The organism is Methylobacterium cerastii (assembly GCF_022179125.1).
GTDB lineage: Bacteria > Pseudomonadota > Alphaproteobacteria > Rhizobiales > Beijerinckiaceae > Methylobacterium > Methylobacterium cerastii.
This window is the reverse complement of the sequence record NZ_BPQG01000044.1, coordinates 59,674-85,172: the sequence shown is the minus strand read 5'-3', so window position 1 is coordinate 85,172 and position 25,499 is coordinate 59,674. Positions and strand designations below refer to the sequence as shown.

24 protein-coding genes and 1 pseudogene are annotated in these 25,499 nt (G+C 72.0%); 13 read left to right on the top strand and 12 right to left on the bottom strand.

What is annotated here, in order from left to right:
- Positions 1–120: 120 nt before the first annotated feature.
- On the top strand, positions 121–654 hold the full coding sequence (locus tag MFF13_RS14440; protein ID WP_147761606.1) for a Dps family protein: 534 nt from the start codon (positions 121–123) through the stop codon (positions 652–654).
- Positions 655–739: 85 nt separating this feature from the next.
- Here the strand turns inward: MFF13_RS14440 and MFF13_RS14435 are convergent, their stop codons facing one another.
- The 4 genes from MFF13_RS14435 to MFF13_RS14420 all read right to left on the bottom strand — a co-directional run bounded on the left by MFF13_RS14435 (position 740) and on the right by MFF13_RS14420 (position 5,693).
- Positions 740–1,138 (bottom strand): (R)-mandelonitrile lyase, encoded by a 399-nt coding sequence (locus MFF13_RS14435; RefSeq protein WP_147830964.1) that lies wholly within the window; start codon positions 1,136–1,138, stop codon positions 740–742.
- A 39-nt stretch (positions 1,139–1,177) separates the two neighbouring features.
- Complete coding sequence (locus tag MFF13_RS14430) at positions 1,178–1,933, bottom strand: SDR family NAD(P)-dependent oxidoreductase (protein WP_147830963.1); 756 nt, start codon at positions 1,931–1,933, stop codon at positions 1,178–1,180.
- Positions 1,934–2,086: 153 nt separating this feature from the next.
- The gene (locus tag MFF13_RS14425; protein WP_147830984.1) at positions 2,087–3,001 is read right to left on the bottom strand and encodes a LysR substrate-binding domain-containing protein; all 915 of its coding nucleotides are present in this window, start codon (positions 2,999–3,001) and stop codon (positions 2,087–2,089) included.
- 58 nt (positions 3,002–3,059) lie between these two features.
- Positions 3,060–5,693, bottom strand: coding sequence for a bifunctional acetate--CoA ligase family protein/GNAT family N-acetyltransferase (locus MFF13_RS14420; RefSeq protein WP_147830962.1), 2,634 nt, complete (start codon positions 5,691–5,693; stop codon positions 3,060–3,062).
- A gap of 590 nt (positions 5,694–6,283) precedes the next feature.
- Between MFF13_RS14420 and MFF13_RS14415 the strand changes: the two genes are divergently transcribed.
- Positions 6,284–6,787, top strand: a complete 504-nt coding sequence (locus MFF13_RS14415; RefSeq protein WP_283205825.1) for a Ros/MucR family transcriptional regulator — start codon at positions 6,284–6,286, stop codon at positions 6,785–6,787.
- 246 nt (positions 6,788–7,033) lie between these two features.
- Positions 7,034–7,804 carry a restriction endonuclease gene (locus MFF13_RS14410; protein ID WP_147832385.1) on the top strand — a complete coding sequence of 257 codons (771 nt, stop codon included), beginning with the start codon at positions 7,034–7,036 and terminating at the stop codon, positions 7,802–7,804.
- Between the two features lie 52 nt (positions 7,805–7,856).
- Here MFF13_RS14410 and MFF13_RS14405 read toward each other — a convergent pair whose 3' ends face one another.
- The gene (locus tag MFF13_RS14405; protein ID WP_147832386.1) at positions 7,857–9,530 is read right to left on the bottom strand and encodes a formate--tetrahydrofolate ligase; all 1,674 of its coding nucleotides are present in this window, start codon (positions 9,528–9,530) and stop codon (positions 7,857–7,859) included.
- A gap of 250 nt (positions 9,531–9,780) precedes the next feature.
- A complete protein-coding gene (locus tag MFF13_RS14400) occupies positions 9,781–9,999 on the bottom strand; it encodes a heavy-metal-associated domain-containing protein (RefSeq protein ID WP_147754650.1) in 219 nt (72 codons plus the stop codon).
- 208 nt (positions 10,000–10,207) lie between these two features.
- On the opposite strand from MFF13_RS14400, the gene MFF13_RS14395 reads away from it, so the two are divergent.
- A complete protein-coding gene (locus MFF13_RS14395; RefSeq protein ID WP_238272419.1) occupies positions 10,208–11,698 on the top strand; it encodes an EAL domain-containing protein in 1,491 nt (496 codons plus the stop codon).
- 217 nt (positions 11,699–11,915) lie between these two features.
- Here the strand turns inward: MFF13_RS14395 and MFF13_RS26665 are convergent.
- Together MFF13_RS26665 and MFF13_RS14385 are read right to left on the bottom strand one after the other, a co-directional pair.
- A pseudogene (locus tag MFF13_RS26665) lies at positions 11,916–12,122 on the bottom strand (DUF3368 domain-containing protein); the annotation flags it as partial.
- 65 nt (positions 12,123–12,187) lie between these two features.
- Positions 12,188–12,451: a UPF0175 family protein gene (locus tag MFF13_RS14385; protein WP_147754063.1), complete on the bottom strand. Its 264-nt coding sequence runs from the start codon at positions 12,449–12,451 to the stop codon at positions 12,188–12,190.
- A 113-nt stretch (positions 12,452–12,564) separates the two neighbouring features.
- Here MFF13_RS14385 and MFF13_RS14380 point away from each other — a divergent pair, with 113 nt between their 5' ends.
- A complete protein-coding gene (locus MFF13_RS14380; protein ID WP_147754064.1) occupies positions 12,565–13,449 on the top strand; it encodes a TIGR01459 family HAD-type hydrolase in 885 nt (294 codons plus the stop codon).
- A gap of 303 nt (positions 13,450–13,752) precedes the next feature.
- Here the strand turns inward: MFF13_RS14380 and MFF13_RS14375 are convergent, their stop codons facing one another.
- Positions 13,753–13,950 carry a hypothetical protein gene (locus tag MFF13_RS14375; protein ID WP_238272417.1) on the bottom strand — a complete coding sequence of 66 codons (198 nt, stop codon included), beginning with the start codon at positions 13,948–13,950 and terminating at the stop codon, positions 13,753–13,755.
- A gap of 218 nt (positions 13,951–14,168) precedes the next feature.
- Between MFF13_RS14375 and MFF13_RS14370 the strand changes: the two genes are divergently transcribed.
- The 4 genes from MFF13_RS14370 to MFF13_RS14355 all read left to right on the top strand — a co-directional run bounded on the left by MFF13_RS14370 (position 14,169) and on the right by MFF13_RS14355 (position 17,568).
- Positions 14,169–14,672 carry a helix-turn-helix domain-containing protein gene (locus tag MFF13_RS14370; protein WP_187273796.1) on the top strand — a complete coding sequence of 168 codons (504 nt, stop codon included), beginning with the start codon at positions 14,169–14,171 and terminating at the stop codon, positions 14,670–14,672.
- Positions 14,673–15,141: 469 nt separating this feature from the next.
- The gene (locus MFF13_RS14365) at positions 15,142–15,375 is read left to right on the top strand and encodes a hypothetical protein (protein ID WP_147765168.1); all 234 of its coding nucleotides are present in this window, start codon (positions 15,142–15,144) and stop codon (positions 15,373–15,375) included.
- A gap of 187 nt (positions 15,376–15,562) precedes the next feature.
- The gene (locus tag MFF13_RS14360; RefSeq protein ID WP_147754068.1) at positions 15,563–15,766 is read left to right on the top strand and encodes a hypothetical protein; all 204 of its coding nucleotides are present in this window, start codon (positions 15,563–15,565) and stop codon (positions 15,764–15,766) included.
- 44 nt (positions 15,767–15,810) lie between these two features.
- Positions 15,811–17,568: a carbamoyltransferase family protein gene (locus MFF13_RS14355; RefSeq protein WP_238272416.1), complete on the top strand. Its 1,758-nt coding sequence runs from the start codon at positions 15,811–15,813 to the stop codon at positions 17,566–17,568.
- Positions 17,569–17,604: 36 nt separating this feature from the next.
- On the opposite strand, the gene MFF13_RS14350 is transcribed toward MFF13_RS14355, so the two are convergent.
- From MFF13_RS14350 to MFF13_RS14340, 3 genes are all read right to left on the bottom strand, one after another.
- Positions 17,605–18,294, bottom strand: a complete 690-nt coding sequence (locus MFF13_RS14350; protein WP_147765166.1) for a haloacid dehalogenase type II — start codon at positions 18,292–18,294, stop codon at positions 17,605–17,607.
- An 8-nt stretch (positions 18,295–18,302) separates the two neighbouring features.
- On the bottom strand, positions 18,303–18,797 hold the full coding sequence (locus tag MFF13_RS14345) for a hypothetical protein (RefSeq protein ID WP_147754071.1): 495 nt from the start codon (positions 18,795–18,797) through the stop codon (positions 18,303–18,305).
- A 108-nt stretch (positions 18,798–18,905) separates the two neighbouring features.
- On the bottom strand, positions 18,906–20,102 hold the full coding sequence (locus MFF13_RS14340; protein ID WP_147765165.1) for a trans-sulfuration enzyme family protein: 1,197 nt from the start codon (positions 20,100–20,102) through the stop codon (positions 18,906–18,908).
- Between the two features lie 370 nt (positions 20,103–20,472).
- On the opposite strand from MFF13_RS14340, the gene MFF13_RS14335 reads away from it, so the two are divergent.
- The 4 genes from MFF13_RS14335 to metK all read left to right on the top strand — a co-directional run bounded on the left by MFF13_RS14335 (position 20,473) and on the right by metK (position 25,486).
- A complete protein-coding gene (locus MFF13_RS14335; RefSeq protein ID WP_238272415.1) occupies positions 20,473–21,003 on the top strand; it encodes a TspO/MBR family protein in 531 nt (176 codons plus the stop codon).
- Between the two features lie 113 nt (positions 21,004–21,116).
- Positions 21,117–23,483 (top strand): Tex family protein, encoded by a 2,367-nt coding sequence (locus MFF13_RS14330; protein ID WP_147832271.1) that lies wholly within the window; start codon positions 21,117–21,119, stop codon positions 23,481–23,483.
- Positions 23,484–23,718: 235 nt separating this feature from the next.
- Positions 23,719–24,123, top strand: a complete 405-nt coding sequence (locus MFF13_RS14325; protein WP_147765226.1) for a helix-turn-helix domain-containing protein — start codon at positions 23,719–23,721, stop codon at positions 24,121–24,123.
- A 184-nt stretch (positions 24,124–24,307) separates the two neighbouring features.
- Entirely contained in the window at positions 24,308–25,486 is a 1,179-nt protein-coding gene (metK, locus tag MFF13_RS14320) for a methionine adenosyltransferase (protein WP_147754273.1), read from the top strand.
- Positions 25,487–25,499 lie beyond the last annotated feature (13 nt).

Here is a 25,499-nt window from a genome sequence, read left to right as displayed (position 1 = left end):
GCCCCGGACCGGCCCCGGAACAATCGCCGCCACCGTTCATTCTGCCGGGTGAGGAACGCCGGAGCCGTCGGCACGGCTGCGCGGCGTTCGCCCCCAACCGAACGAGAACGGAGCCACCCCATGGCGAAGGCCAAGCCCATCACCCGCATCGAGAGCGACCGCCTCAACACCCCGACCGACCTCGATCCGGCCGACACCAAGAAGATCGCCGAGGGCCTCGCGGTCCTGACCTCGGATCTGTTCGCGCTCTACATCAAGACCAAGAACTTCCACTGGCACATGAGCGGCCCGAACTTTCGCGACTACCACCTCCTGCTCGACGAACAGGCCGAGCAGATCTTCGCGATCGTCGACGACGTGGCCGAGCGCGCCCGCAAGATCGGCGGCTTCGCGCTGAAGTCGCTCGGCCAAGCCAAGACCCTGACCCGGGTCGCCGACAACGACGCCGAGTACGTCTCGCCGCTCGACATGCTCAAGGAGCTGCGCGACGACAACAAGGCGCTCACCGCCAACATGCGCGAGCTGCACGAGGTGACGGACGAGGCCAACGACGTCTCGACCACCTCGCTCCTCGAGGAGTGGATCAACCAATCCGAGGAGCGCACCTGGTTCCTCTACGAGTCGACCCGCAACGCCACCGACGGCGGCCACTAAGCCATTTCGCCTGACGTGAGACGAGGCCCCGCTTCCCGAGAGGAAGCGGGGCCTTTTTCGTTAGGCCTTCCGCGGCCTAGGAGGTTCACCCGCGCTGGTACCCGGCGTCTGACACTGGTTCCATCCACTTCACCGCTTCGCCGTCCTGCCGTTCCTGGATTGCGATGTGTGTCATTGCGCTCGTCGCCGTCGCGCCGTGCCAATGCCGCTCGCCCGGCTCGAACCAGACGACGTCGCCCGGCGCGATCTCCTCGAACGGCCCGCCCTCGCGCTGCACCCAGCCCCGGCCGAAGGTGACGACCAGCGTTTGGCCCAGCGGGTGCGTGTGCCAGGCGGTGCGAGCACCGGGTTCGAACGTCACGCTCGCGCCGGAGACGCGGGCAGGGTCCGGGGCGGTGAAGAGCGGGTCGATCCGCACGGTACCGGTGAACCAGTCGTCGGGTCCCCGGCCGGACGGCTGAGATCCGCTGCGTTTGATTTCCATTCGTCGCTCCTTCGTCAGACCATCGAGGTCCGTTGGGCCTCAGAGAGACCACCCGCCGTCAACCGCGATCGCGGCGCCGGTCACGAACGCGCCGAGGTCGGAGCTCATCCACAGCACGGCCTCGGCGATCTCCTCGGGCTTGCCGAGGCGCCCGACCGGCTCCCGGTCGATCGCCTTCTGGATGTCGCCGCCGGTGAAGCGGTCCATCATCGGCGTCGCGATGTTGCCCGGCAGGATCGCGTTCACCCGGATGTTCGCCTTGGCGTAGTCGAGCGCGGCGGACTTGGTCAGGCCGATCATGGCGTGCTTCGAGGCGGCGTAGCTCGCGCCTCCCGCGACGCCCCTGACGCCGGCGCCGGAGGAGGTGTTGACGACCACGCCGCCGCCCTGGCGCAGCATCTGAGCGATCTCGTGCTTCATGCACACGAAGGTGCCGCGCAGGTTGATGTCGAGGATCCGGTCCCATTCGTCGAGTTCGATCGCGTGGACGGGCGCCGCCCGGTTCTCGACGCCCGCGTTGTTGAAGGCGCAGTCGAGTCGCCCGAACCGCGCGACCGTGCCGGCGACCGCCGCCTCCACCGCGGCGGGCCGGGACACGTCGCAGCGGATCGGCAGCACCGCGGCGCCCGTCCCCGCCATCTCGGCCCGCACCTGCTCCAGCGCCGCTTCGTCCCGATCCGCGATCGCGACTTCGGCGCCCTCGCGCGCGAAGGCGAGCGCGGCGGCGCGGCCGATGCCGCTGGCGGCGCCGGTGACGAAGGCGACCTTTCCGGTGAAACGCTGTGGGCTCGGCATGGCGACGGCTTTCGGCTGAGGGGGGCGAGCGGGTGGGCTTGCCGGTCGGCCGAAGCTAGGCGTCCCGCGCTGCCGCGATCAGCCGTCCGCGCCTCAACGGAGCGATGAGCGGAACTCAACGCCAAGGCGACAACGCGCCGGACGGGCGGACGCCTACAGGCCGAGGGGCCTCAGCGTGCGGATCAGGTCGATCAGCAGCCGCAGGCCGGCCGGCACCTGGCGGGGGCCGGGATAGTAGACGTGGAAGCCCGGTCCCATCGGAGCCCACTCCGCCAGCACGATGCGCAGCGTTCCGGCGGTGACGAACGGCGCGGCGCAGGCCTCGGGGAGGTAGGCGAGCCCGCCGCCGCCCGCCGCGAGGGCCAGCGCCAGCTGCGTGTTGTCGAGGGTCACCGCGCCGGGCACGTCGAGGGCGAGCGTCTCACTCGCCCGCTCGAACTCCCATCGGTAGAGGCTGTCGTCGCCCAGCCGGATGCGCAGGCAGCGATGCTCGCCGAGGTCGCGCGGATGATCGGGCGTCCCGCGCCGGTCCAGGTAGGCGGGCGCGCCGACGACCACCCAGCGCAGGTCGGCCGACAGGCGTTGCGCGATCATGTCCTGGGGCACGGTGCCGCCGTAGCGGATGCCGGCGTCGGCGCCGGCTTCCACCACGTCGACCAGGTCGTTGGACACCCGGACCTCGACCTCGACCTGGGGATGGCGCGCGCCGAACTCGGGCAGCACGGGGGCGAGCAGCAAGGTGCTCGCATGCTCGAGCACGTTGAGGCGAATCCGTCCGACGGCGTCGCCCGGCGCCCGGTGGCGATCGAGCCCGTCGAGGGCCGACCCGAGCGCCGCGAAGGGCTGGTCCAGGGATGCGAGGAGGTCTGCGCCGGCCGCGGTCAGGGTGACGCTCCGGCTCGTGCGGTTGACCAGCCGCACGCCGAGGCGCGCCTCCATCTGCTTGAGCGCGTGGCTCAGCGCCGAGGCGCTGACGCCGAGCTCCAGCCCGGCCCGCCGAAAGCTGAGATGGCGTGCGATGGCGAGGAACGTGCCGAGGTCGGCGAGGTCGGTCCGGTTGATCCGCATGGGGGCGAGCAGGCTCACATCGCGCGGCCGCACACGACTCCTTTCGATGCGGGCGGCCTCACCCTTGCAACGCGAGCCGCACCTTCACCACCCCCATGTCCTCCGGGTCGCGGCTTTGCGAAAACCCCAGGCGGCGGCAGACGGCGAGCATCGCGCGGTTCTCGGCCAGCACCGTGCCCTCGACGGTGCCGATGCCCTCGGAGGCCGCCCAGTCGAGCATCAGCCGCATCAGGGCGAGGGCCAGGCCGGTGCCGCGGGCCTCGGAACGGACGAGGATCGCGTACTCGCCGCTGGTGCCGTCGGCGTTGGCGTGCAGGCGCACCGCGCCGAGCATGCGCTTGGCGCCCTCCTCGCCCGCGTCCAGGGCCACGAAGGCGATGGCGCGGGCGTAGTCGAGCTGGGTCAGGCGGGCGAGGAAGGCGTGGCTGAAGTCGCGCACGGGGGCGAAGAAGCGCAGGCGCACGTCTTCCGGGTCGATGGTGGCGAAGAACGCCTGGAACAGCGGCTCGTCCTCGGGCCGCACCGGGCGCACGTCGACCGTCCGGCCCTTCAGCGTCAGCGTCCGCATCCATTCGGCCGGGTAGGGGCGGATCGCGAAGCGCGGATGGCCGCCGGCCCGGCGGGGACTGGCGCGCAGGCGCACGCGGGCGTCCAGCGCCACGACGCCGTTCGCGTCGGCGAGCAGCGGGTTGATGTCGAGCTCGCGCACGTCGGGCAGGTCGGCGGCGAGTTGGGCGAGCTTCACCAGCGTCAGGGCGATGGCGCCGCGGTCCACCGCCGGCACGTCGCGGTAGGCGGCGAGCCGGCGGGCGACGCGGGTGCGGCCGATCAGGTCGTCGGCCAGCGCCAAGTCGAGGGGCGGCAGGCCCAGCGCCCGGTCGTCGATCACCTCCACCGCCGTTCCGCCGCGGCCGAACACCACCACGGGGCCGAAGACCGAGTCCTCGGCCAGCCCGGCGATCAGCTCGCGGCGCTGGCCCTTGCGCACCATCGGCTGCACGGCGAAACCCGTGACGCGGGCGTCGGGCCGCTCGCGCCGGGCGCGCACCAGGATCTTGCGCGCGGCGTCGCGGACGTCCTGCTCGCTGGTGAGGTCGAGGTGCACCCCGCCGATGTCGGACTTGTGCACCACGTCCGGCGAGACGACCTTCAGCGCCACCGACCCGCCGGCCGCGATGATCGTCCAGGCGGCGGCCGCCGCCGCGTCGATGTCGGGGGCGAGCGTCAGCGGCACGGTCTCGATGCCGTAGGCGGCGAGCAGCCCGGCGACCGCGACGGGGTCGAGCCACGCCGCCCCTTGCCGCAGGGCTGCGGCGACGATCGCCTCGGCGGCCTCCGTGTCGGGCGAGAAGTCGCGCGGCAGGGAGCCGGGCGTGCGCATCAGGTCGTCCTGCGCCTCGCGGTAGCGCACGAGATGGAGGAAGCCTTCGATCGCCTCGGACTCGGTGGAGAAGTGCGGGATGCCGGCGCCCGCCAGGATCGCGGCGGCCTCCTCCCCGTGGGACACCGCGAAGACCGGTTTTTTCCGCCCCTGCCCGCGGCGCGTTTGCGTCACCGTGTCGGCGATCGCCTGCGCCACCGCGGCGGCGTCCGAGCGGGCGGTTGGGACGTGGACCGAGAGCACCGCGTCGCCGGCGTGGTCGGCCAGCATCGGCGCCAGGGCCGCGGCGTAGGCCGGCCCGTCGGCGGTGATGCCGAGGTCCACCGCCGGCCCGTCCGCCGGGACGCCGCCGCGGTCGGCGAGCCGGTCGGCGGCGAGCAGGCCGATGCCGCGGCCGTTGGTGAGGATCGCGAGGCGCTTGCCCGCGAACGGGCGCTGGTGGGACAGCGTCTCGGCGGCCGAGAACATCGCGTCGAGGTCCTCCACCGCGAGCAGGCCCGCCCGTCGGAACGCGGCGGCGTAGACCGCGTCGGGCCGGGCCAGGGCGCCGGTATGGGTCTCGGGGTCGCGCCCGTCGCGGGCGTGGCGGCCGGCGCGCAGGACAACCACCGGCTTGGTGCGCGCGGCGGCACGCGCCGCCGACATGAAGCGCCGGGCGTCCGACACCCCGTCGAGGCACAGCAGGATCGCCCGGGTGCGCAGGCAGTTGGCGAAGTGGTCGAGGCAGTCGGCGACGTCGACGTCGCAGGCGCTGCCGAGCGCCATCACCGCCGAGAACCCGGCCCCGTGCCGGGCGCCCCACTCGACGATCGCCCCGGCGACCGTGCCCGATTGCGAGACCAGGGCGAGGTCGCCCGCCGCCGGCGCGCGGGCGAGCAGGCTGGCGTCGAGCCGGTGGCCGGGCACGGCGAGACCCGCGCTGTCGGGGCCGAGCAGGCGCAGGCCGTGCGCGCGGGCGATCCGCGCCGCGCGCGGGCCGGGGTCGTCCGGCCCGGTACCGAGGCCGGCGGTGAGCAGGATCGCGGCCTGCACGCCGACACGTCCGGCCTCCGCGACGATCCCGGGGATGCTTTCGGGCGGGCTCGCCACCACGGCGAGGTCGGGCACTGAGGCTAGATCCGCGATCCGCGCGACGCACGGGACGCCGTCGGCTTCCGCGTCCTGCGGGTGGACCGGATGGACCGGCCCAGCGAAGCCGCCGGCTCGGATCTTGTCGAACACCGCGCGCCCGAGTGAGCCGGCGCGGGCGCCCGCCCCGACCACGGCGACCGAGCGCGGGGTGAGCAGGGCCTCGAAGCGGTAGGTGCTCACGCGGGGCCTCCGTGCGGGTGGTCGGGCGCCCGGCGGCGGGCGGTCGCGGCCGATCCTCCGGCATCCTGCGGGCCGCATCGCCCGCGCGCATCCGGCGGGCAGGCCGAGGTCGGCGCCGCGAGCTTCTTCAAATAGGGCCGGCCGCGCCAGGGCAAGCCTCTTCTCGGGCGTGGCCTCGGGACGGGTCCTGCGAGTCGCTTTCCAGCGATAATCGACCGCAAAATCGTTGCCGCCACAACGAAGTTTTCGGGTTCGCGGGCGAGGGTATTGGGGTGTCTGCAACCGCGACGCGATGGCTAATACCGAGGCTCGCCCAGGGTCCGGCCGCCTAGACCAGGGCATGCGCCCCTGGACACCGGTGCGGCGCGGGGACCGACTGCACTCCGGCCACCGCGCTACACTCGATTTTTCATGTTACATACCATTCGATCAAGTCTAATCGAACGGAAACAGACCTTGCGTATTGCGTCGGGATGTTCGACATCATAACCGCCTTGCCTGGACAAGCTGGCGTCAGCTGAGAATTGCCCACTTCTCGGGTCGCGCCGACGCCGGACATGTCGAAAGAAGTCGGACCGGGGAAACGATCGATGATGAACGACAACGGCATGGAGCCGGATTACATCGCGCTGGCAGCGGAGATCGTGTCGGCCTTCGTCAGCAAGAATTCCGTCCCGGTCCCGGAATTGAACGGGCTGATCGTCTCGGTCCACGCGACGCTGGCCCAGCTCGGGAACGGTCGCGTCGCCGAGAAGGTCGAGCCGCCGACGCCGGCCGTGTCGATCAAGCGCTCGGTCACGCCCGACTTCATCGTCTGCCTGGAGGACGGCAAGAAGTTCAAGTCGCTCAAGCGCCACCTGCGCACGCGCTACGACATGACCCCCGACGCGTACCGCGCCAAGTGGAACCTCGCGGCCGACTATCCGATGGTGGCGCCGAACTACGCCGCCGCCCGCTCGGAACTCGCCAAGACGATGGGCCTCGGCCAGCAGCGCCGAAAGACCCGCGGCAAGGCCGCCGCCCCCGAAGCCGCGCCCGCCCCGGCCGCCCCCGCACCGGCCGCGCGCCGCAGCCGCAAAACCGTCGAGGCCTGATCGGCCGGCATCCGGGTTTTTGGACCCGCGCGTTGGGCCAAACTGTCCGCGCGTTCTTCCCTCCCCCCTCTGCGGGGGAGGGTGGCGGCTTCACCGGCTATGATGCGCAGTTCGTTCGCCCCCGCCTGAGGACATCCACAGCTTTTCCACGCCGCCGCCCGGCGGATTCAGGGATCGGGCATCGGCCGGTGCGATGGCTGTCGGCGTGGAGCCGGCCGGTGGGGCCGGCCGCGTGAGGCGTCGTTCATGCCCGGCCAGCCCAGCCTCGTCGCCCGCCTGTTCTGGATCGCGGTGGTCGGCGGCGGCCTGTCCCTCTGGTACGGGCGCGCCGGCATCGCGGCCTCGGGCGCAGGCCTCGGCCTCGTCCTGCTGCGCCATCTCGGGCGGCCGGGGCGCTTCCGCGCCCGCGTGCGCAAGGTGGCGCGCCGTCATGCCCGGACGCTGGCCCTGCGCCGGCGGCAGGAAAGCTTCGTCGACGCCTACGGCAACCGCATCCTCGACGGCTGGCTGCGCGAGCGCGACTACTTCGTCGCGCGCACCCTCGTGCCGGACCTGACCGCCCGCGGCTTCGCCGACCTGTGCGAGGCGAGGCCCGACACGATCCACGCGATCGTCGAGGCGGTGACCGACGCGGTGGACCTCCCCGAGGAGGACGCGGCGCCGGAGGACGGCATCCCCTACGAGCGGTTCTGCGCCGGGCGGCTGGAACGCGGCGGCTGGCGCACGCACGCCACGCCGGCGAGCGGCGACCAGGGCGCCGACATCGTCGCCGAGCAGGGCGCGACCCGCCTCGTGGTCCAGTGCAAGCGCTACGGCCGGCCGGTCGGCAACGCCGCCGTGCAGGAGGCGACCGCCGCCGCCCGCTACTGGTCGGGCGACATGGCCGCCGTGGTCTCGAACGCCGGCTTCACCCCCGCCGCCCGCAAGCTCGCCGCCGCCACCGGCGTGCTGCTGCTGCATCACGACGACCTCGACGAATTGCGCCCGATCCGGGCCGTCCGCTCCGTGCAGGCGTGACGCCACTTCCCTCCCCCGCAGAGGGGGGAGGGAAGAACGCGTCGAGCCCCGCCTAGAACAGCCCGTCGATCTGCCCGTTCGCGTCCAGCCGGATCGTGTCGGCGGCTGGCACCCGCGGCAGGCCCGGCATGGTCATAATCTCTCCGCAGATCACCACGACGAAGCCGGCGCCGGCGGAGAGGCGCACGTCGCGTACCGCCACCACGTGGCCGTCGGGGGCGCCGATCAGGGTCGGATCGGTCGAGAACGAGTACTGCGTCTTGGCCATGCAGACCGGCAGGTGGCCGTAGCCGTCCTTTTCGAAGGTGGCGAGCTTGCCCGCCGCCTTGGACTCGATCTGGATGTCGGCTGCGCCGTAGAGCTTGGTCGCGATCGCCTTGACCTTGTCCGACAGCTTGGCCTCGGCCTCGTAGGTGTAGGTGATGGGCTTGGGCGCGCCCTGCGACAGGTTCACCACCGCGTGGGCCAGGGCCTCGGCGCCGGCGCCGCCCTCCGCCCAGTGCTTGCAGGTGATCGCCTCGACGTCGAGCTTTTCGCGGCAGAGGTCGCGGAGCTTGGCGTGCTCGGCGTCGGTGTCGGCATAGAAGTGGTTGACCGCGACCACCACCGGCAGTCCGAAGCCGCGGACGTTGGTGACGTGCCGGGCGAGGTTGGCAAAACCCTTCTCCAGGGCGTCGACGTTCTCGGACCCGAGGTCCTTCTTGTTGACGCCGCCGTGCATCTTCAGCGCGCGCACCGTCGCGACGATGACGACGGCCGACGGCGACAAGCTCGCCTGCCGGCACTTGATGTCCAAGAACTTCTCCGCACCGAGGTCGGCGCCGAAGCCGGCTTCCGTCACGGTGTAGTCGGCGAGCCGGAGGCCGGCGCGGGTGGCGATCACCGAGTTGCAGCCGTGGGCGATGTTGGCGAACGGGCCGCCGTGGATCAGCGCCGGGTTGCCCTCCAGCGTCTGCACCAGGTTCGGCTGCAGCGCGTCCTTCAGCAGCACGGTCATCGCGCCGGTGGCCTTCACGTCCTTGAGGGTCACGAGCTTGCGGTCGCGGGTCTCGGCGATGATGATGCGGCCCAGCCGTTCCTCGAGGTCGGCGAGGTCCTTGGCGAGGCAGAACACCGCCATGACCTCGGAGGCCACGGTGATGTCGAAGCCGTCCTCGCGCGGGAAGCCGTTGGCGACGCCGCCGAGGGACTGAGTGATGGCGCGCAGCGCGCGGTCGTTCATGTCGACGACACGGCGCCAGTGGATGCGGCGCACGTCGATGTTGAGCTCGTTCGCCCAGTAGACGTGGTTGTCGATGAGCGCCGCGGCGAGCGAGTGGGCCGAGGTGATGGCGTGGAAGTCGCCGGTGAAGTGCAGGTTGATCTGCTCCATCGGCACGACCTGCGCCTTGCCGCCGCCGGCCGCCCCGCCCTTCATGCCGAAGCAGGGGCCGAGCGAGGGCTCGCGCAGGCAGATCATGGTCTTCTGGCCGATGCGGTTCAGCGCGTCGCCGAGGCCCACCGTTGTCGTGGTCTTGCCCTCCCCCGCCGGCGTCGGGGAGATCGCGGTGACGAGGATCAGCTTGCCCTCGGGCCGCCCCTCCAGCCCGGCGATGAAGCCGTGGTCGAGCTTGGCGATGTGCTTCCCGTAATTGTGGAGCGCGTCGTCGGGGATGCCGAGCTTCTCGGCGACCTGCGCGATCGGCTTCAGCGTCGCCGCGCGGGCGATCTCGATGTCTGAGGGCATGGTTTCCTCAACCTTTGGCACGAGGGCTTCGTGTGGCGTCCGGTTTGTCCGTGACGTCCGTTCCGCCGGCTTTTGCCGTGCGGCGGGCGCCAGACCAAGCGCAACGCCCGGTCGATTCCGCCATTTTGCGTCAGTCGAGGTCGAAAAGCGCGTCGAAATTATTCGTTGTGCCGACAAATTCGATTTGCCGGCGCGGGCCGTCGCACGGGCTTGCCGACAGGGCGGACGCCTTGATCGGGCGGAGGCCGCGTCAGCCGGTCATCCCGGTGGCGGTGTAGCCGGCCTTGGTCAGCGCCTCGGCGAGGACGAGGCTCTGGGCGGTGGTGCGGATCGCGACCCGCTCGTGCGCCCGGTCGACCTCGACCTCGGCCGCCGGATCGATCCGCTGCACGACCCGGCGCACCGAGGCCTCGCAGCCGCCGCAGGTCATGCCCTCGACCCGCATCAGAAGTTCGCCTTGCGCGTCCATGTCGTTCCTCCAGCACTTCGCCTGCCCCCGATCTCGGGCGTCGGACCGGGTGCGGCAAGGGGGTGGCAAGCGGGCCCCGGAGACGGCCGAGGGGATGTCACACTCGCGGAAAACCGCCGTGCTTGGGCACCTCGGCGCTTGCGGCCCCGCGGCCCCTCGGCGACAAACGGAGGCTCGGCTCCGCAAGCGATGCAGGCCGGGTCCTCACATGATTCCAGGCAAGAAGGCACGCGTGGCGAACCGACCCACAGTCCGGAGATTCGGCCGGCATGCGGGCCTGTGGTCGACGGGGCTGCTCGGCCTCGTGGTGCTCGCGCCGCTGGCGGCCCTGATGCCGACGGCCGGCGCGCTCGCGCTCGCAGGGTTTGCGGCGTTGGGCGCCCTCGTCGCCCACGCCCGCGCGAGCGGGCTGGCGGCGCGCTGCGACAAGCTCTCGGCCGAGCTCGACACACTGTCGAAACGCCTGCTCCGCACCGAGGCCGCCGGCCGGGCCGACGCGGCGCAGGACGGGCTGCCCCGCGAGGTCGAGGAGCTCACCGTCGAGATCGGCCTCTTGAGCGGCATCGTGCGCGACCTCGCCGCCGTGGTCGGCACGCAGGACAGCGAGGTCGCCCGCCTGAAGCAGCAGGCCGCCGCACTCGCCGCCTCGAAGCCGCAGCCCGCCCTCGAGCCGCCCATCCCTGCGCCGCAACCTGCCGCGCCGCCGCCAGCCGCGGTGCAGCCACCCGCCGCCCCGGTGCCGCCCCCCGTGCCGGCGGCGCCCGAGCCCGCGCCGATGCCGGTGCCGCGGCTGTTCCCGCCCCGCCAGCCGCCCCGCCCCCTGTTTCCCTCCGAGGCCGCCGCCGACGCCCCCAACGAGGACGAGGCGGTGATCGCGGCCTTCGACGGCGATGGGCTCGAAGTCCACCTCCAGCCGGTGGTGACCCTGCCGCAGCGCAAGGTCGCGTCCTACGAGGCCCTGGCGCGTCTGAGGCTCGCCGGCGTGGTGCTGACGCCCGAGGCCTTCCTGCCGGCGCTGGAGCGGCACGGCCGCTCGACCGAGCTCGACCGGCGCATGCTGCAGCGGGTCGCGACCATCGCCCGCCACCTCGTCGGCCGCGGCAGCGAGGCCACGGTGGCCTACGGCCTGTCGCCGCTTTCGCTCTACGAGCCCGGGTTCCTGCGCGGGATCGCGCGGCTGGTCGCGGCGGAGCCGGCCTTGGCCGGCCGCCTCGTCGTCGCCCTGCCGCAAGCGAGCTGGCGCAACCTCGACGCCGAGCAGGCCGGGGCCGTCGCCGCGCTGAAGGGCCGGGTCGGCTTCACCCTCGACCGGCCGACCGACCTGCGCTTCGACGCGGCGGCGCTGGCCGGCTACGGCGTCGGCCAGGTCAAGGTGCCGGCCGAGCTGCTGCTGCGCCCCGGCCCCGCCCGGCGCAGCCTGTCCGACATCGCGATCGAGGACCTGGTCACCGCGCTCGCGCGGGCCGGCATCCGTCTGGTCGCGACGGAGGTCGGCACGGAATCCGACGTGCCCGACCTGATCGACCTCGACGTGCCGTTCGGGCAAGGGCCGGTCTTCGCGCTGCCGCGCCCGGTGCGCGCCGACGTGCTCGTCGCGCAGGCCCCGCCGGTCCCCTCCGCGCCGCCTGCCCCGGACGACCCGCCCGAGCCGGCCCCCGAGCGCCGCCCGTTCCGGGCGTTCCTGCGCCGGGCGAGCTGAGCGTCAGGGCTCGGGGTGCCGGGCGATCAAGGCATCGAAGAGCGTGGGTCTGCAACGGAAGTTCGTCGCCCGCAGCCGGTCGACGGCGTCGCGCACGTAGAGAAGCCTGCGCCGCGCAGCCAAATCGATGATCCCGAGCGTGCCGGTGACGGCGCCCCCCCCTGGACCGCGCCGCACCGACGCCGGCGCGATCGTCCATCAGGATCAGGTCCGCCGAGAGAGCGGAGGCCAAGCGCAGCGCCTCGCGCTCGCCGGCATCCAGCCTCCCGAGCGACGGGTCCGACCCGGTCGGATCGGGCTCGATCGCGAGCCAGGGCGGAGGCGCCGACATCCAGCCGCGCACCAGGGCCGGCGCTTCGGGATGGCTCAACTCCCGACGCACCGTCTCGGGGATCGAGACCCCGGTCAGCAGGATCGGCAGCACCGAGATCCGACGGATCAGGACGAGGTAATGGAGCGGCCCGGTATCTGCGACGGCGCGCAACGGATCTAAAGGCCGAGGCGGTCGAGGTCGCGGCGGTCGGCGTCGAGGTCGGGCACGTCGTAGGCGACGAACACGTCGCGGGCCTTGAGGAAGGCGTCGAGCGCCGCGCGGGTGCCGAACCCGAGCAGGGCACGGAGCTCGGCCTGGGTCAGCCGGCCGGCGCGGAACTCCTCGACCGCGAAGGCCTCGAGCGCACGGCGCCCGAGGTCGCCGCCGTCGGCCGCGAGGCGGCGGGCGAGGTCGTCGGGGATGGGCACCGTCACGTTCATCCCGTGAGGCTACGCCGGGACCGCCGATCGCGCAAAGCGCCCGCGATTGCCAACCCGGGCCACGGCGCCTAACCCGGCCGACGACCGCCCCAGAAATCCGTCCGAGACCGCCGATGCCCGATCCGATCCCGACGCTGTCCGGCCTGTCCGGCATCGCGGATTCCTACGACCTGATCCTGTGCGACGTCTGGGGCGTGCTGCACGACGGCACCCGCGCCCACACGGCCGCCGGCGCGGCGCTGATCGCCTTTCGCGAGCGGCTCGGGCCGCGCCCGCGTCGGGTCGTGCTCGTCTCCAACGCACCCCGCCCCTGGGCCGGCGTGCAGCGCATCCTCGACGGCTACGGCGTGCCGCGGGGCGCCTACGACGCGATCCTCACCTCGGGCGACCTGACCCGGGCGCTGCTGGCCGAGCGGCCCGGCGCGCGGGTCCACCATCTCGGGCCCGAGCGCGACGGCCCGATCTTCGAAGGGCTCGACCTGACGCTGGTGCCGGCCGAGGCCTGCGACCTCGTGGTCAACACCGGCCTGTTCGACGACGCCACCGAGACGGCCGAGGATTACCGCGCGACGCTCGCCGCCCTGAAGGCCCGCGACGTACCGATGATCTGCGCCAACCCCGACCTCGTGGTCGAGCGCGACGGCTCGCTCATCCCCTGCGCCGGCCTGCTGGCCGAGGCCTATGCCGAGATCGGCGGGGCGGTGACCTATGCTGGCAAGCCGCACCGGCCGGTCTACGAGGCGGCTTTGGCGATGGCCGCCGGCCTCGACGACGGCGCCGCGCCCGACCCCGCCCGCGTCCTGGCGGTGGGCGACGCGATCCGCACCGACATCGCCGGCGCGCATGGCTTCGGCATCGCCAGCCTGCTCGTCGCCCGCGGGATCCATGCCGAGGAACTCGGGGTCACGGCCGCCCACCACAGCCTCGGCGACGTCGCCGGTTGGCTCTCGCGCCAGCCGGTGCGGCCCGACGCGGTGATCGAACGGCTCGCCTGGTAGCCGGCAGGTCTCGGCGATCGGCGTCGCCTAGGAATTTCGTCGGATTGCCCTTAAACGATGATCCGCGGTGCCGGCCGACCGGCGCCGACGCCGCAACCGATGGTCCGCCCGCGATGTCCGACGCCGCATCGTTCCGATCGTTCGCCCGTCGCCGCATCGGGCCCGCCGTGCCGTCCGGTGTCGCCGGAGCCGCATGCCCGTCGACCGGACGCCCTGCGCGATGACGCGCCTGGCCCAGCGCGACCCGTCGGCGTGGCGTGCGCAGGAGCGTTTCGTCGCGCGCCTCGGATCGCCGCGTCAGCTTCAGGTCTTCAACGATCGCGGCGGCATCGCGGTCAACTTCGACATCATGCGCTCGGTGATGCCCGACATCACGATCGTCGGCAGCCAGAGCGCGAGCTTTTCCCTATGGGAGACGACTTCGTCGAGCGGCTTCATCACCAAACCGAAGTTCAACGCCGAACTGGTGACGATCCGCTTCGTCACGAACGGCTGCATCACCTATCGCGATCGCTCCGGCGAAGCCCTCGGCACCCCGACGCACGCCACGCTGGTCGGATTCGAGGACCTGCATGAGGTCCGCGCCTCCGCCGGCTTCAGCGCCCTCAGCGCGTCGATCTCCGTCGAAGCCTTGGCGGCGGCCAACGAAGCTCTCACGGGCGGCAGCCGCGACGGATTGCAGCCGCTCGGCCCCGGTCGCCGAACTGACGGCCCCCGGCATGCAGGCCCTGTTCTGCACCCTACGGCAGATCTACGCGCAAAGCCCCGGCGTGCACCCACACGGCGACCTGATCATTCCCTTGATCCGCGAGATCTTCAGCTACCAGCTGCTCTCGGCCTGGCCGAAACGCGACACGCCGGTGCCGCACGCGACGCGGGACGCGCCGGCCCGGACGGTCCGCGCGGCCCTCGACTACATCGAGGCGCACCTGTCCGCCCCGCTGACGCTGGCCGACATCGCCGCCGCGGCCGGCCTCAGCGTCCGCTCGCTGCAGGACAAGTTCCGGCAGGCCGTCGGGCAGACGCCGGTCCAGTACATCATCGACAGCCGCCTGCGCAGGGTCCACCAAGATCTGCTCTCAGACAACAACGCGATGCATTCGATCGCCGAGATCGCCGTGCCCTGGGTCTTCGTCCACATGAGCGATTTCGGGCAGCGATACCGGCGGTTGTACGGCCGCGCGCCCTCCGAGACCCAGCGCGACGCCGACCGGCGGACCTGAATCCCAGGATGAGCCTCCGGTGAGACCGGCGATCCGAGCTCCACGGCCGATATGAAAAATGCGCAATAGAAGTGTAAAAATCGCGCACATTTGACACTTCTAGTTTAAAATCGGACAAACAACACATCTGATTACGGCTGCAGCGTTTCGTAGATCTGGATCCGGCCTATGCTTCCGATCGAATGCTTTTTATCGGAACCGAACGATTTTCCAGTATCGGCACGCCTTCGTCGAAACGATAGTCTTCGGCGTCCGTCATGCGCGTCTTCGACATCTCCACGACACCTTCCGCCGACGCGTGCCGCGGGCTTCGCGACGTCCGCGTCGAAGCCGGTAGGCCCGATCCTCTGGAGAAAGGGACGCGGGCCGAGACGCGGGCACGCCGCCGCGCCGTGATCGCCGCCGGCCGCCCGCGCTCCGCCCCTTCCCGCCTCTCGCCGTGACGCCGATGCCGCATCGAGATCCCTGCATGACCGACACCTCACCGTCCGAGCGCACCGCTCAGACGCTGAAGCGCATCGCGACGGCCCTGCGGTGTACCGTCGACGACCTGGCGAACGGCAAGGACGACGGCCGCCCGGTCGCCGAGGCCCGGGAGCTGCTGACCCTGTGGGACGCGATCGAGGGCGACGCCGGCCGCCGGACGGTACTCGAGGTCGCCCGCGCGGTCGTGCGTGCGCAGTCGGCGCCCCCGACGCCCTAGCCCCCTCGATGGTCGCCGCGTCCTCAGGCGCGGCGGGACCCGCGACGCTCGGACCTGCCTTCGAGCCGACCCGGTATCGCTTTCGCCTGTGCCACGGCCAAGCTGCCATCTTGCGGCCCAGCCAGCCCCGGATGCTGTCGCCGACGGTCGCCGCCCGGACGAAGGCAGGACCAGAAGGGGCATCCCGATGATCGAAACCGTGAAGGCTCGCGCCGTGACGGCGCAGGACGAGCAGCGCCTGGAGCGCTCCGTCGCCGCGACCCTGCGGGTGATCGCCGCCGCCCACGCCGAGCGGACCGCCCCCCCGATCCACGCCGCCCGCCGGCGCCTCGGCGAGGTCTACGGCGCGACCCGCCTCGCCCGCCGCCTGGAGCGGGCGCCCCGCGCCTGAGCGGCGGTTGCCGGGTGGGCGCCGCGGCGTTAACCCGGTCGGCGATGCGGTATTATCTCGGCCTCGCCACCACCTTCCACGACCCTGCGCTCGCGCTGATCGGGCCCGACGGCACCATCCTCTTCGCCGAGGGCGCCGAGCGGTTCCTGCAATACAAGCGCGCCCCGAACTGCGAGCCCGACCCGGCCACCCGCATGGTCGGGCTGCTCGCCGAATTCGTGCCGCAGGGCTCCGAGCTCGTCGTCGCCTCGACCTGGGGGCAGCAATTCACCGAGTTCCTGGAGGGGCAGGGCCGCGGCGGCGCCTTCACCCTCGACGCCTTGAGCCGGCACCCGCCGACGCTCAACCGCTCGTTCGTGCCCGAGCGCGCCGAGCGCATCTTCGTCGCCGAGATGGCGATCGCCCAGGCGCGTGCCGGCTACGGCACCCTGCTGGCGCTCGACCAGGAGACGCGGAGCCGCGGCGGCGACCCGCGGGCGCGGATCGTGCGGCAGGACCGCTTCCCCCACCACCTTACCCACGCGGCCTACGCCCTGTGGGGCAGCCCGTTCTCGGACGCGACGGCGGTGATCGTCGACGGCATGGGCGAGACCGGGGCGGCGGCGCTCTACCGGATGGAGACGGGCCGCATCGCCGAGGTGCGGCGCCACCGCGGTCGCGGCTCGGTCGGCTTCCTCTACGGGCTCGTCACGGACCTGGCCGGCTTCGACCAGCTCAAGGGCGAGGAATGGAAGATCATGGGGCTCGCGCCCTACGGCCGCACCGATCCGGGCCTCGTCGCGCAGCTCCGCCGCCTGTTCTCGGCCGAGAACGGCCGCCTGAAGTTCTCCGACGACGCCACCGTGCGCGATGTCGTCGCGACGATCCTGAGCCGCCGCCCGGCCGACCTCGGCGAGGCCGGCTGGGCCGATCTCGCCAAGAGCGGCCAGGACGTGTTTTCGGAGTTGATGGACGTCCTCGTCGCCGAGGCCTGGGTCCTGAGCCCGCACGAGAACCTGGTGATCGCGGGCGGCTGCGGCCTCAACTCGTCCTACAACGGCCGGGTGCTCGAACGTTCGGAATTTTGCCGGCTTCACGTCCCGTCCGCGCCGGGCGACGACGGCAACGCGATCGGTGCGGCTTGGCTCGCCTACGCCGCCGACAACCCGGACTGGACCGGGCCGGCGCCCGAGACCCGCCCGCTCACCCCCTACCTCGGCTCGCACGTTTCGACCGCGCCGATGGAGCGGCTGGCGGAGTGGGAGCCAAGCGCGCGACGCGTCGGCCACGCGGCGGCGACGCGGGAGGCGGCGAAGATCCTGGCGGCCGGCGGCCTCGTCGGCTGGGTCCAGGGCCGGGCCGAGTTCGGCCCGCGCTCGCTCGGCAACCGCTCGATTCTCGCCGACCCGCGGCCGGAGGGCGCCAAGGACGCACTCAACGCCAAGGTGAAGTACCGCGAGGCCTTCCGCCCCTTCGCGCCCTCGATCCTGGCCGAGGCCGGCCCCGACTGGTTCGAGGCCTACGCCGACAGCCCGTACATGGAGCGCACCCTGGTGTGGCGCGAATCCAAGCGCGACCAGGTCCCGGCGGTGGTGCACGCCGACGGCACCGGCCGGCTCCAGAGCGTGACGCCGGAGCGCAACCCGGCCTACGCCGCGCTGATCGCGGCCTTTGCCGAGATCACGAACGTCCCGATCCTGCTCAACACCAGCTTCAACGTGATGGGCAAGCCGATCCTTCACACGGCGGAAGACGCGATCCTGATGTTCTACACCACCGGCCTTGACGCCCTGGTGGTGGAGGATTGGATCGTGGTGAAATGAGCGGTTCGTAGAGGTGCCGGAGGCGCCGCCCCCCCTTCAGAACAACCCTTCGAGATCCGTCAGCACCGCCACCGGCGCCAGGTCGGCGTACTCGTCGGGCTTGGCGCCGCGGTTGATCCAGGCGCAGGCGAAGCCGAAGGCGGTGGCGCCGGCCACGTCCCAGCGGTTCGAAGAGCAGAACAGCACCGCCTCCGGGCTCACGCCGAGCGCCTCGCCGACGACGGCGTAGGCGCGCGGGTGCGTCTTGAACACCTGGGCTGCGTCGACCGAGAGCACCGTGTCGAGGTGCGGCCGGATGCCGGCGGCATCGACCGAGCGGCCGAGCATGGCCGCGTCGCCGTTGGAGAGGAGCGCGGTGGTGAGACCGCGCTCCCGCAGCCGCTCCAGCACGCCCGGCACTTCGGCGTAGGCGTCGAGGTCGCGGTAGGCGTCGAGCAACGTGTCGCGTAGGGCAGGGTCGACGCTCGCGTGGCTGGCCAGGGCGAAATCCAGCGCCCGCTCGGTGAGCTGCCAGAACGGGACGTAGCGCCCGATCAGCGACAGGTTCCAGCTGTACTCGACCTGCTTGGTCCGCCACAGCTCAGACAAACGCGCGGCGTCCGGCCCGACCGCGTCGGCGTGGCGCTGCACCGCCGAGTGCACGTCGAACAACGTGCCGTAGGCGTCGAACACCACCGCCGTGCGGCCTTCGAGCAGAGGACTTCCGAGTTTCGAAGTGGCTGACATCCGGGCCCCTACTTCTTGTCCAGCACCTCTATCGGGTTGGTGCGCTGGTTCGCGGCCGGCTCGCGGGTGAGGTTGCGGCTGCCCGATTCCTGCGGGGCCGCCTTGGCGCCCGGCGCGCCGGGGCCGCCTGTGGCGGTGCCACCGGAATTCGGCTGGGTCGGCACGGTGCCGCTGGCGAGCTCGAGGCAGGTCACCATCTCGACGTAGGACGGGTAGCCGCCGGCCTTGTACTGGTCCTCGCACTGGCGCTTGGCCGAGGGCGTGTAGTCGCCCCAGCGGCGCTCGGCCTCCTTCTTCGCGTCCCGCTCGGAGCGCAGGCAGCCGTCGACGTTGGCCTGGTCGCTGACGCCGCTGTTGGCGCGGCTCGCCGACTGGCAGGTCTTCGTGATGTCGAGGCTCGGCACCGTGTCGGCGAGCGCCCGGGTCGAGGCCGCCGGGGCGGCGAGGAGGGCGAGCGCCAGGGCCCCGGTGAGCGCGGCGCCGGCAAGGATGCGTGTCGTCATGGTCCGCTCTTGATCTCTCGGCGTGGAACGCGCCCCGAAGGTGTCAGGCACAACGCGCAGCCGGCCCGGGGGTCCCGCCGGACCAGAAATGATTCCACAGGGAGCCGCTCACGCTCCCGGATGCGCGGCCCGCAGCGCCGCGGCGAGGTCGGCGAACAGGTCGTCCGGGTCCTCGAGACCGGTGGAGAGTCGCAGCAGGTCGGGCGGGCACGGGGTGCCCGGCCCCTCGACGGAGGCGCGGTGCTCGATCAGGCTTTCGACGCCGCCGAGCGAGGTCGCCCGCTTCCACAGGCGCACCTGCGCGGCGGTGGCGATCGCCGCCGCCTCGCCCCCGGCGACCCGGATCGACAGCATCGCCCCGAACCCCTGCTCCATCTGCCGCGCGGCGACCGCGTGGCCCGGGTCGTCGGGCAGGCCCGGATACAGCACCCGCTCGACGTGCGGGTGCTGGGCGAAGCGGGCAGCGAGGTCGAGGGCGCCGGCGGATTGCGCGGCGGCACGCAAGGGAAAAGTGCGCAGGCTCCGCATCAGGAGGTAGGCCTCGAACGGCCCGAGGATCGCGCCGCCGCCGGCGCGGATCGAACCGATCCGGGTCCAGGCGGCGTCCTGCGCGGCGGTGGCTAGGACGCCGGCGACGACGTCGGAATGGCCGTTCAGGATCTTGGTGCCGGAATGCATGACGAGGTCGGCGCCGAGGCGCAGCGGCCGGGTGTGGAACGGCGAGGCGACGGTGGAGTCGACCGCGAGCCGCGCACCCGCCGCATGCGCGATCTCGGCCGCGGCGGCGATGTCGGTCACCGTCCAGAGCGGGTTGCCGGGGGTCTCGATCCAGACGAGCTTCGTCCGCCCCGGCCGCATCGCCCGCCGCAGGGCGTCGAGGTCGTCCATGGCAACGAAGTCGAGGTCGAGCCGCCGCCGCGGCGCCTCCTCACGCAGCCAGCGCTTCAGCGCCCAGTACATCACCGCCGGCGCGACCACGTGGTCGCCGGGCTCCAGCGCGCCGAACACCGCGGTCGCCGCCGCCATGCCGGAGCCGAACAGCATCGCGGCCGGCGCCTCCTCCAGCATCGCCAGCACGGCCTCCGCCTCGCGCACGGTCGCGTTGTCGGGCCGCGCGTAGGAGAAGCCGGAGGAATAGCCGTTGTCGGGGTCGCGGATGAAGGTGGTCGACACGTGCAGCGGCGCCACCACCGCGCGGGTCACCGGGTCGACGTGCCCCATCGCCTGCGCGGCGAGCGTGCGCTTCGACCAGGTGGGGGGCTGCGGAGCGTCCGGTTCGGGCTGGGTGTCGACGGGCAGGGTCATGGCGGCGTCCGATAGCGCATCGCGCCGCCAGCGTCATCGCTGGCGTGTCCGCGCGCCTCCACGTCCCGGGATACGGCAGATGTTTCGACGCGAAGCCTTATGCGAGGTTGTCACCGTCATTCCGGGTCGCCGAGGGCGTGCCCGGAATCCAGAACCGCAGGTCGTGCTTCAGCTGAAGCCGTCGGCGGCACTGAATCCCGGGCTTTGCTGCGCAGCCCCGGGATGACGGCGAGGGGTCGGGCCGATCGGAGTTGCCATCTCCCGCGACCGCGCGTTCTGGGTGTGGCGGCCGCGCGTCCTAGCGTCGGGGCATCACGCCTGACACGATCCACACCGACATCGCGATCCGAATCCGCAACGAGGTCCCCGTATGCCGCCCATCCAAGCCACCCCGATGCAGGTCCCGACGCGGCCGACCCTGCCCTGGTGGCTGCGGCTGCCCGCCGCGATCCTGCCGGTGGGGGCGACCTCGCTGATCGGCGGGCTGGCGACCGGGTCCGAGATCGGGGGATGGTATGCGGGCCTCGTCAAGCCGTCCTTCAACCCGCCGAACGCCGCCTTCCCGATCGCCTGGACGATTCTCGACGTGATGATGGTGGTCTCGCTCTGGCGCCTGCTGGGCGCACGACCGGCCACCGGGCCGGCGCAAGGGGGCTGGCGGCTGGCGCTCGTGGCGTTCGGCGTGCAGCTCGCGCTCAACGCCGCCTGGACGCCGGTGTTCTTCACGCGTTACGCCCTCGGAGCCGGTCTCGTGGTGGTGCTAGCCCTCCTCGTGATGGTGCTGTGGACGATCAAGCTGAGCTGGCGCGTCGACCGGATCGCGGCGTGGCTGCTGGTGCCCTACGCCGCGTGGGTCGCCTTCGCGAGCCTGCTCAACGCGGCGATCTGGCGGCTGAACTGACCGGGACTCGCTGCGGGGGCTCCCGGAAAACACGCTGATCCCGCCCCCGTCTGGCTCCCCTCCCCCATCCGGGTTAGACACCGCGCCCCGCAGCCATCGAGGACACGGACCGGATGATCGGCATCACGCATCGCATCGCCACCGAGCTCGGCGTCGCCGAGGCGCAGGTGCGGGCGGCGGTGGACCTGCTCGACGGGGGCGCCACGGTGCCGTTCGTCGCCCGCTACCGCAAGGAGGCGACCGGCGGGCTCGACGACGCGCAGCTGCGCACCCTGGAGGAGCGCTTGGCCTACCTGCGCGACCTGGAAGAGCGCCGCGGCGCCATCCGCGATGCGATCCAGGGCCTCGGCAAGCTCGATGCCGCGCTCGCGCAGAAGATCGCCACGGCCGAGACCAAGGCGCGGCTGGAAGACCTCTACGCGCCGTTCAAGGTCAAGCGCCGGACCAAGGCTCAGATCGCTCGCGAGGCCGGGCTCGGTCCGCTCGCCGAGGCCCTGCTTGCGCAGCCGGAGCGGGACCCCGTTCAGACCGCGAAGGCGTTTGCCGGCAAGGACGGGTTCCCCGATGCCGACGCCACGCTGGAGGGCGCACGCGCGATCCTGATCGAGCGCTTCGGCGAGGACGCCGAACTCGTCGGTAGCTTGCGCGAGGATGGCTGGCGGCGCGGGCGGATGCACGCCTCGGTCCGCAAGGGCAAAGCCGAGGCCGGCCAGAAGTTTGCCGACTACTTTTCCTTCGAGGAGCCGCTGACCCGCCTGCCCTCGCACCGCATCCTGGCGCTGTTCCGCGGCGAGAAGGAGGAGGTGCTCGACCTCGACCTCACGGATGCCGAGACGCCGCCCCCGGGCCAGCCGGCCTGGCAGGAGGCCCGGATCGCCAAGACCTTCGGCATCGGGGATCGCGGGCGGCCCGGCGACCGCTACCTCGCCGAGACGGTGCGGAAGACCTGGCGGACGAAGCTGAAGCCGGCGATCGACACGGATCTCCGCGCCCGGCTCTGGGCGGTGGCCGAGGCCGGCGCCGTGCAGGTCTTCGCCGGCAACCTGCGCGACCTGCTGCTCGCGGCGCCCGCCGGGGCGCGGCCGACGCTTGGGCTCGATCCGGGCTTCCGCAGCGGCGTGAAGGTCGCGGTGGTCGACGCCACCGGCAAGGTCGTCGCCACCGACGCGGTCTTCCCGCACGAGCCGCGGCGCGACTGGACCGGTGCGCTGGCGACGCTGGCCAAGCTCTGCCGCGCCCACGCGGTCGAGCTGATCGCCATCGGCAACGGCACCGCCTCGCGCGAGACCGACAAGCTGGCGGCCGAGCTCCTGGCCCGGCACCCGGAGCTGAAGCTGACCAAGGTGATGGTCTCTGAGGCCGGCGCCTCGGTCTACTCGGCCTCGGCCTACGCCTCCGCCGAGCTGCCGGACCTTGACGTGACCCTGCGCGGCGCGGTCTCGATCGCGCGGCGGCTGCAGGACCCGCTGGCCGAGCTGGTGAAGATCGAGCCGAAGGCGATCGGCGTCGGGCAGTACCAGCACGACCTCGCGGAAGGGAAGCTGTCGCGCTCGCTCGATGCGGTGGTGGAGGATTGCGTCAACGGCGTCGGCGTCGACGTGAACGTGGCCTCCGCGCCGCTACTCGCCCGCGTTTCCGGGCTGTCGGAGCGGGTGGCCGCCAACATCGTCGTGCATCGCGACGCGAACGGCCCGTTCCGCTCGCGCGCCGCGTTGCGCAAGGTCGCGGGCCTCGGCCCCAAGGCCTACGAGCTCGCCGCCGGGTTCCTGCGCATTCGCGACGGCAGCGACCCGCTCGACGCCTCGGGCGTGCACCCGGAGGCCTACCCGGTGGTCAAGAAGATTTTGGCCGCCACCGGCCAGCCGATCAACGCGCTGATCGGCAACGGCGCGGCGCTCAAGGCGCTGAACCCGCAGAAGTTCGTGGACGCGACCTTCGGCCTGCCGACCGTCGCCGACATCATCGCCGAGCTGGAGAAGCCCGGCCGCGACCCGCGTCCGGCCTTCCGCACCGCGACCTTCCAGGACGGCGTCGAAAAGATCTCGGACCTGAAGCCCGGGATGCGGCTCGAAGGCGTCGTCACCAACGTCGCCGCGTTCGGCGCCTTCGTCGACGTCGGCGTGCATCAGGACGGGCTGGTTCACATCTCCGTGCTGGCCGACCGCTTCGTGAAGGACCCGCGCGAGGTGGTGAAGCCCGGCGACGTGGTGCAGGTCCGCGTCGTGGAGGTCGACCCGGCCCGCAAGCGCATCGCCCTCAGCATGCGCTCGGACGACGGCCAGCGGCAGACGCGACAGGAACCGGCGCGACAGGAACCGGCGCGCCAGGAGCAGGGGCGCCAGGATCAGGGGCGCCGAGAGCAAGGTAGGCCGGCGCGCGAATCCGCGCCGCGGCCCGCAGCGCCGGCGGACGAGCCGGGCGGCGCGCTTGCCGAGGCCCTGCGCCGGGCGACGAGCGGGCGGCCGCGGGGCAATGGCTGACGGCGCCGTGCACACGCCTGCTCGAGCGAAACCGTTGCTACGGCAACGAAATTTTTACCAGTACGGTCCAGGCTTGCTGACGCGGGCGGCCGAAGACCGGGCCGCGGGGGATACCTTTGAATATCCAACCGGTTACGAAGGTGACAAGACCTGCGGGGGCGGTTAAGCTTAGGCACGGCGAGGTCGTGGACGACCGATGTTCCGGGCCCTTGGGGGCGCGCACGCGAGACGAGTGATGGCTGGACAGAAGACGGATCAACGGGACGTTTATGTCGGGCAGCGCATCGCGGAGCAGCGGCGCAAGGCGTCGCTGACCCAGCGCCGCGTCGCCCAGAGCTTCGGCATGTCGGCGGCCCAGCTGCAGAAGTACGAGAAGGGTACCAATCGCATCAGCGCGATCCATCTCGACATCTTCTCGCGCATGACCGGCGTGCCCCTCGACCACTTCTTCAGCGGCATGCCCCGCGACGAGGACCACGCCGTCGAGGGCTTCGCCGACGCGCCGCAGCGCCCGCTCGAGGGCGGCTGGCAGAGCGTGGCCGAGATGGTCGCCCGCCACGTCGCCGAGAACTGCTCGGCCGACACGCGCCGCGACTTCGCCGCCGCGGTCCAGGCCCTCGAGCGCAAGCTGAGCGGCTGACGCCGTCGATCCCGCTTCGGCGCACCACTGTACCGATCTAGCGTCCGCTTCGTGCGGTATAGCGGATCCGATCGGCATTCCACCTTGACCCTGGGGGAAGCCGGTGCCAGAACCCCGGCCCTCACGACCGGGTCAAGCGCCGCGATTTCAGGAAGGCGCACCCGCCAACCGGGGTGCCCCGACAATGCCGCGTTCAGACTTCCTCTTCACCAGCGAGTCCGTCTCCGAGGGCCACCCCGATAAGGTGAGCGACCGGATCTCCGACACCGTGGTGGATGCCTATATCGCCGCGATGCCCGAAGCCCGCCTCGGCGTCGAGACGCTGACCACGACCAACCGCGTCGTGATCGCCGGCGAGGTCCGCGGCCCCGACTCGGTGACCTTCAAGGACCTGGAAGAACTCTCCCGCGAGGCGGTGAAGGACATCGGCTACGAGCAGGCCGGGTTCCACTGGAAGAACAACGAGGTGCAGATCTACCTGCACGCCCAGTCGGCCGACATCGCCCAGGGCGTGGACGCGGCCGGCAACAAGGACGAGGGCGCGGGCGACCAGGGGATCATGTTCGGCTACGCCGCCGACGAGACCCCGGAGTTGATGCCGGCCCCGATCTTCTACGCCCACAAGATCCTCAAGGACCTCGCTGACGCCCGCAAGGCGAAGCAGGGGGATGCGGCCAAGCTCGGGCCCGACGCCAAGAGCCAGGTCACGGTGCGCTACGCCAACGGCCGCCCTGTCGAGGCGACGCAGATCGTGCTCTCGACCCAGCACCTAGACGAGTCGCTCGATTCGGCCGACGTGCGCGCCATCGTCGAGCCCTACATCCGCGCGGCTTTGCCCGAGGGTTGGATCAACGAGGGCACGGTCTGGCACGTGAACCCGACCGGCAAGTTCGTCATTGGCGGCCCGGACGGCGATGCCGGCCTCACCGGCCGCAAGATCATCGTCGACACCTACGGCGGCGCGGCGCCTCACGGCGGCGGCGCGTTCTCGGGCAAGGACCCGACCAAGGTCGATCGCTCGGCGGCCTACGCGGCGCGGTATCTCGCCAAGAACGTCGTCGCGGCGGGCCTCGCCTCGCGCGCCACGATCCAGCTCGCCTACGCCATCGGCGTGGCCAAGCCGCTCTCGATCTACGTGGACCTGCACGGCACCGGCAAGGTCGACGAGGCCAAGCTGGAGGGCGTGCTGATGGACGCCCTCGACCTCTCGCCCCGCGGCATCCGCCTCGCGCTCGGCCTGAACAAGCCGATCTACGCCCGCACCTCGGCCTACGGCCATTTCGGCCGCGCGCCGGATGCCGACGGCGGCTTCTCCTGGGAGCGCACGGACCTCGCCGAGAAGCTGAAGTCGGCCCTGGCGTAAGGCTTCCACCGCG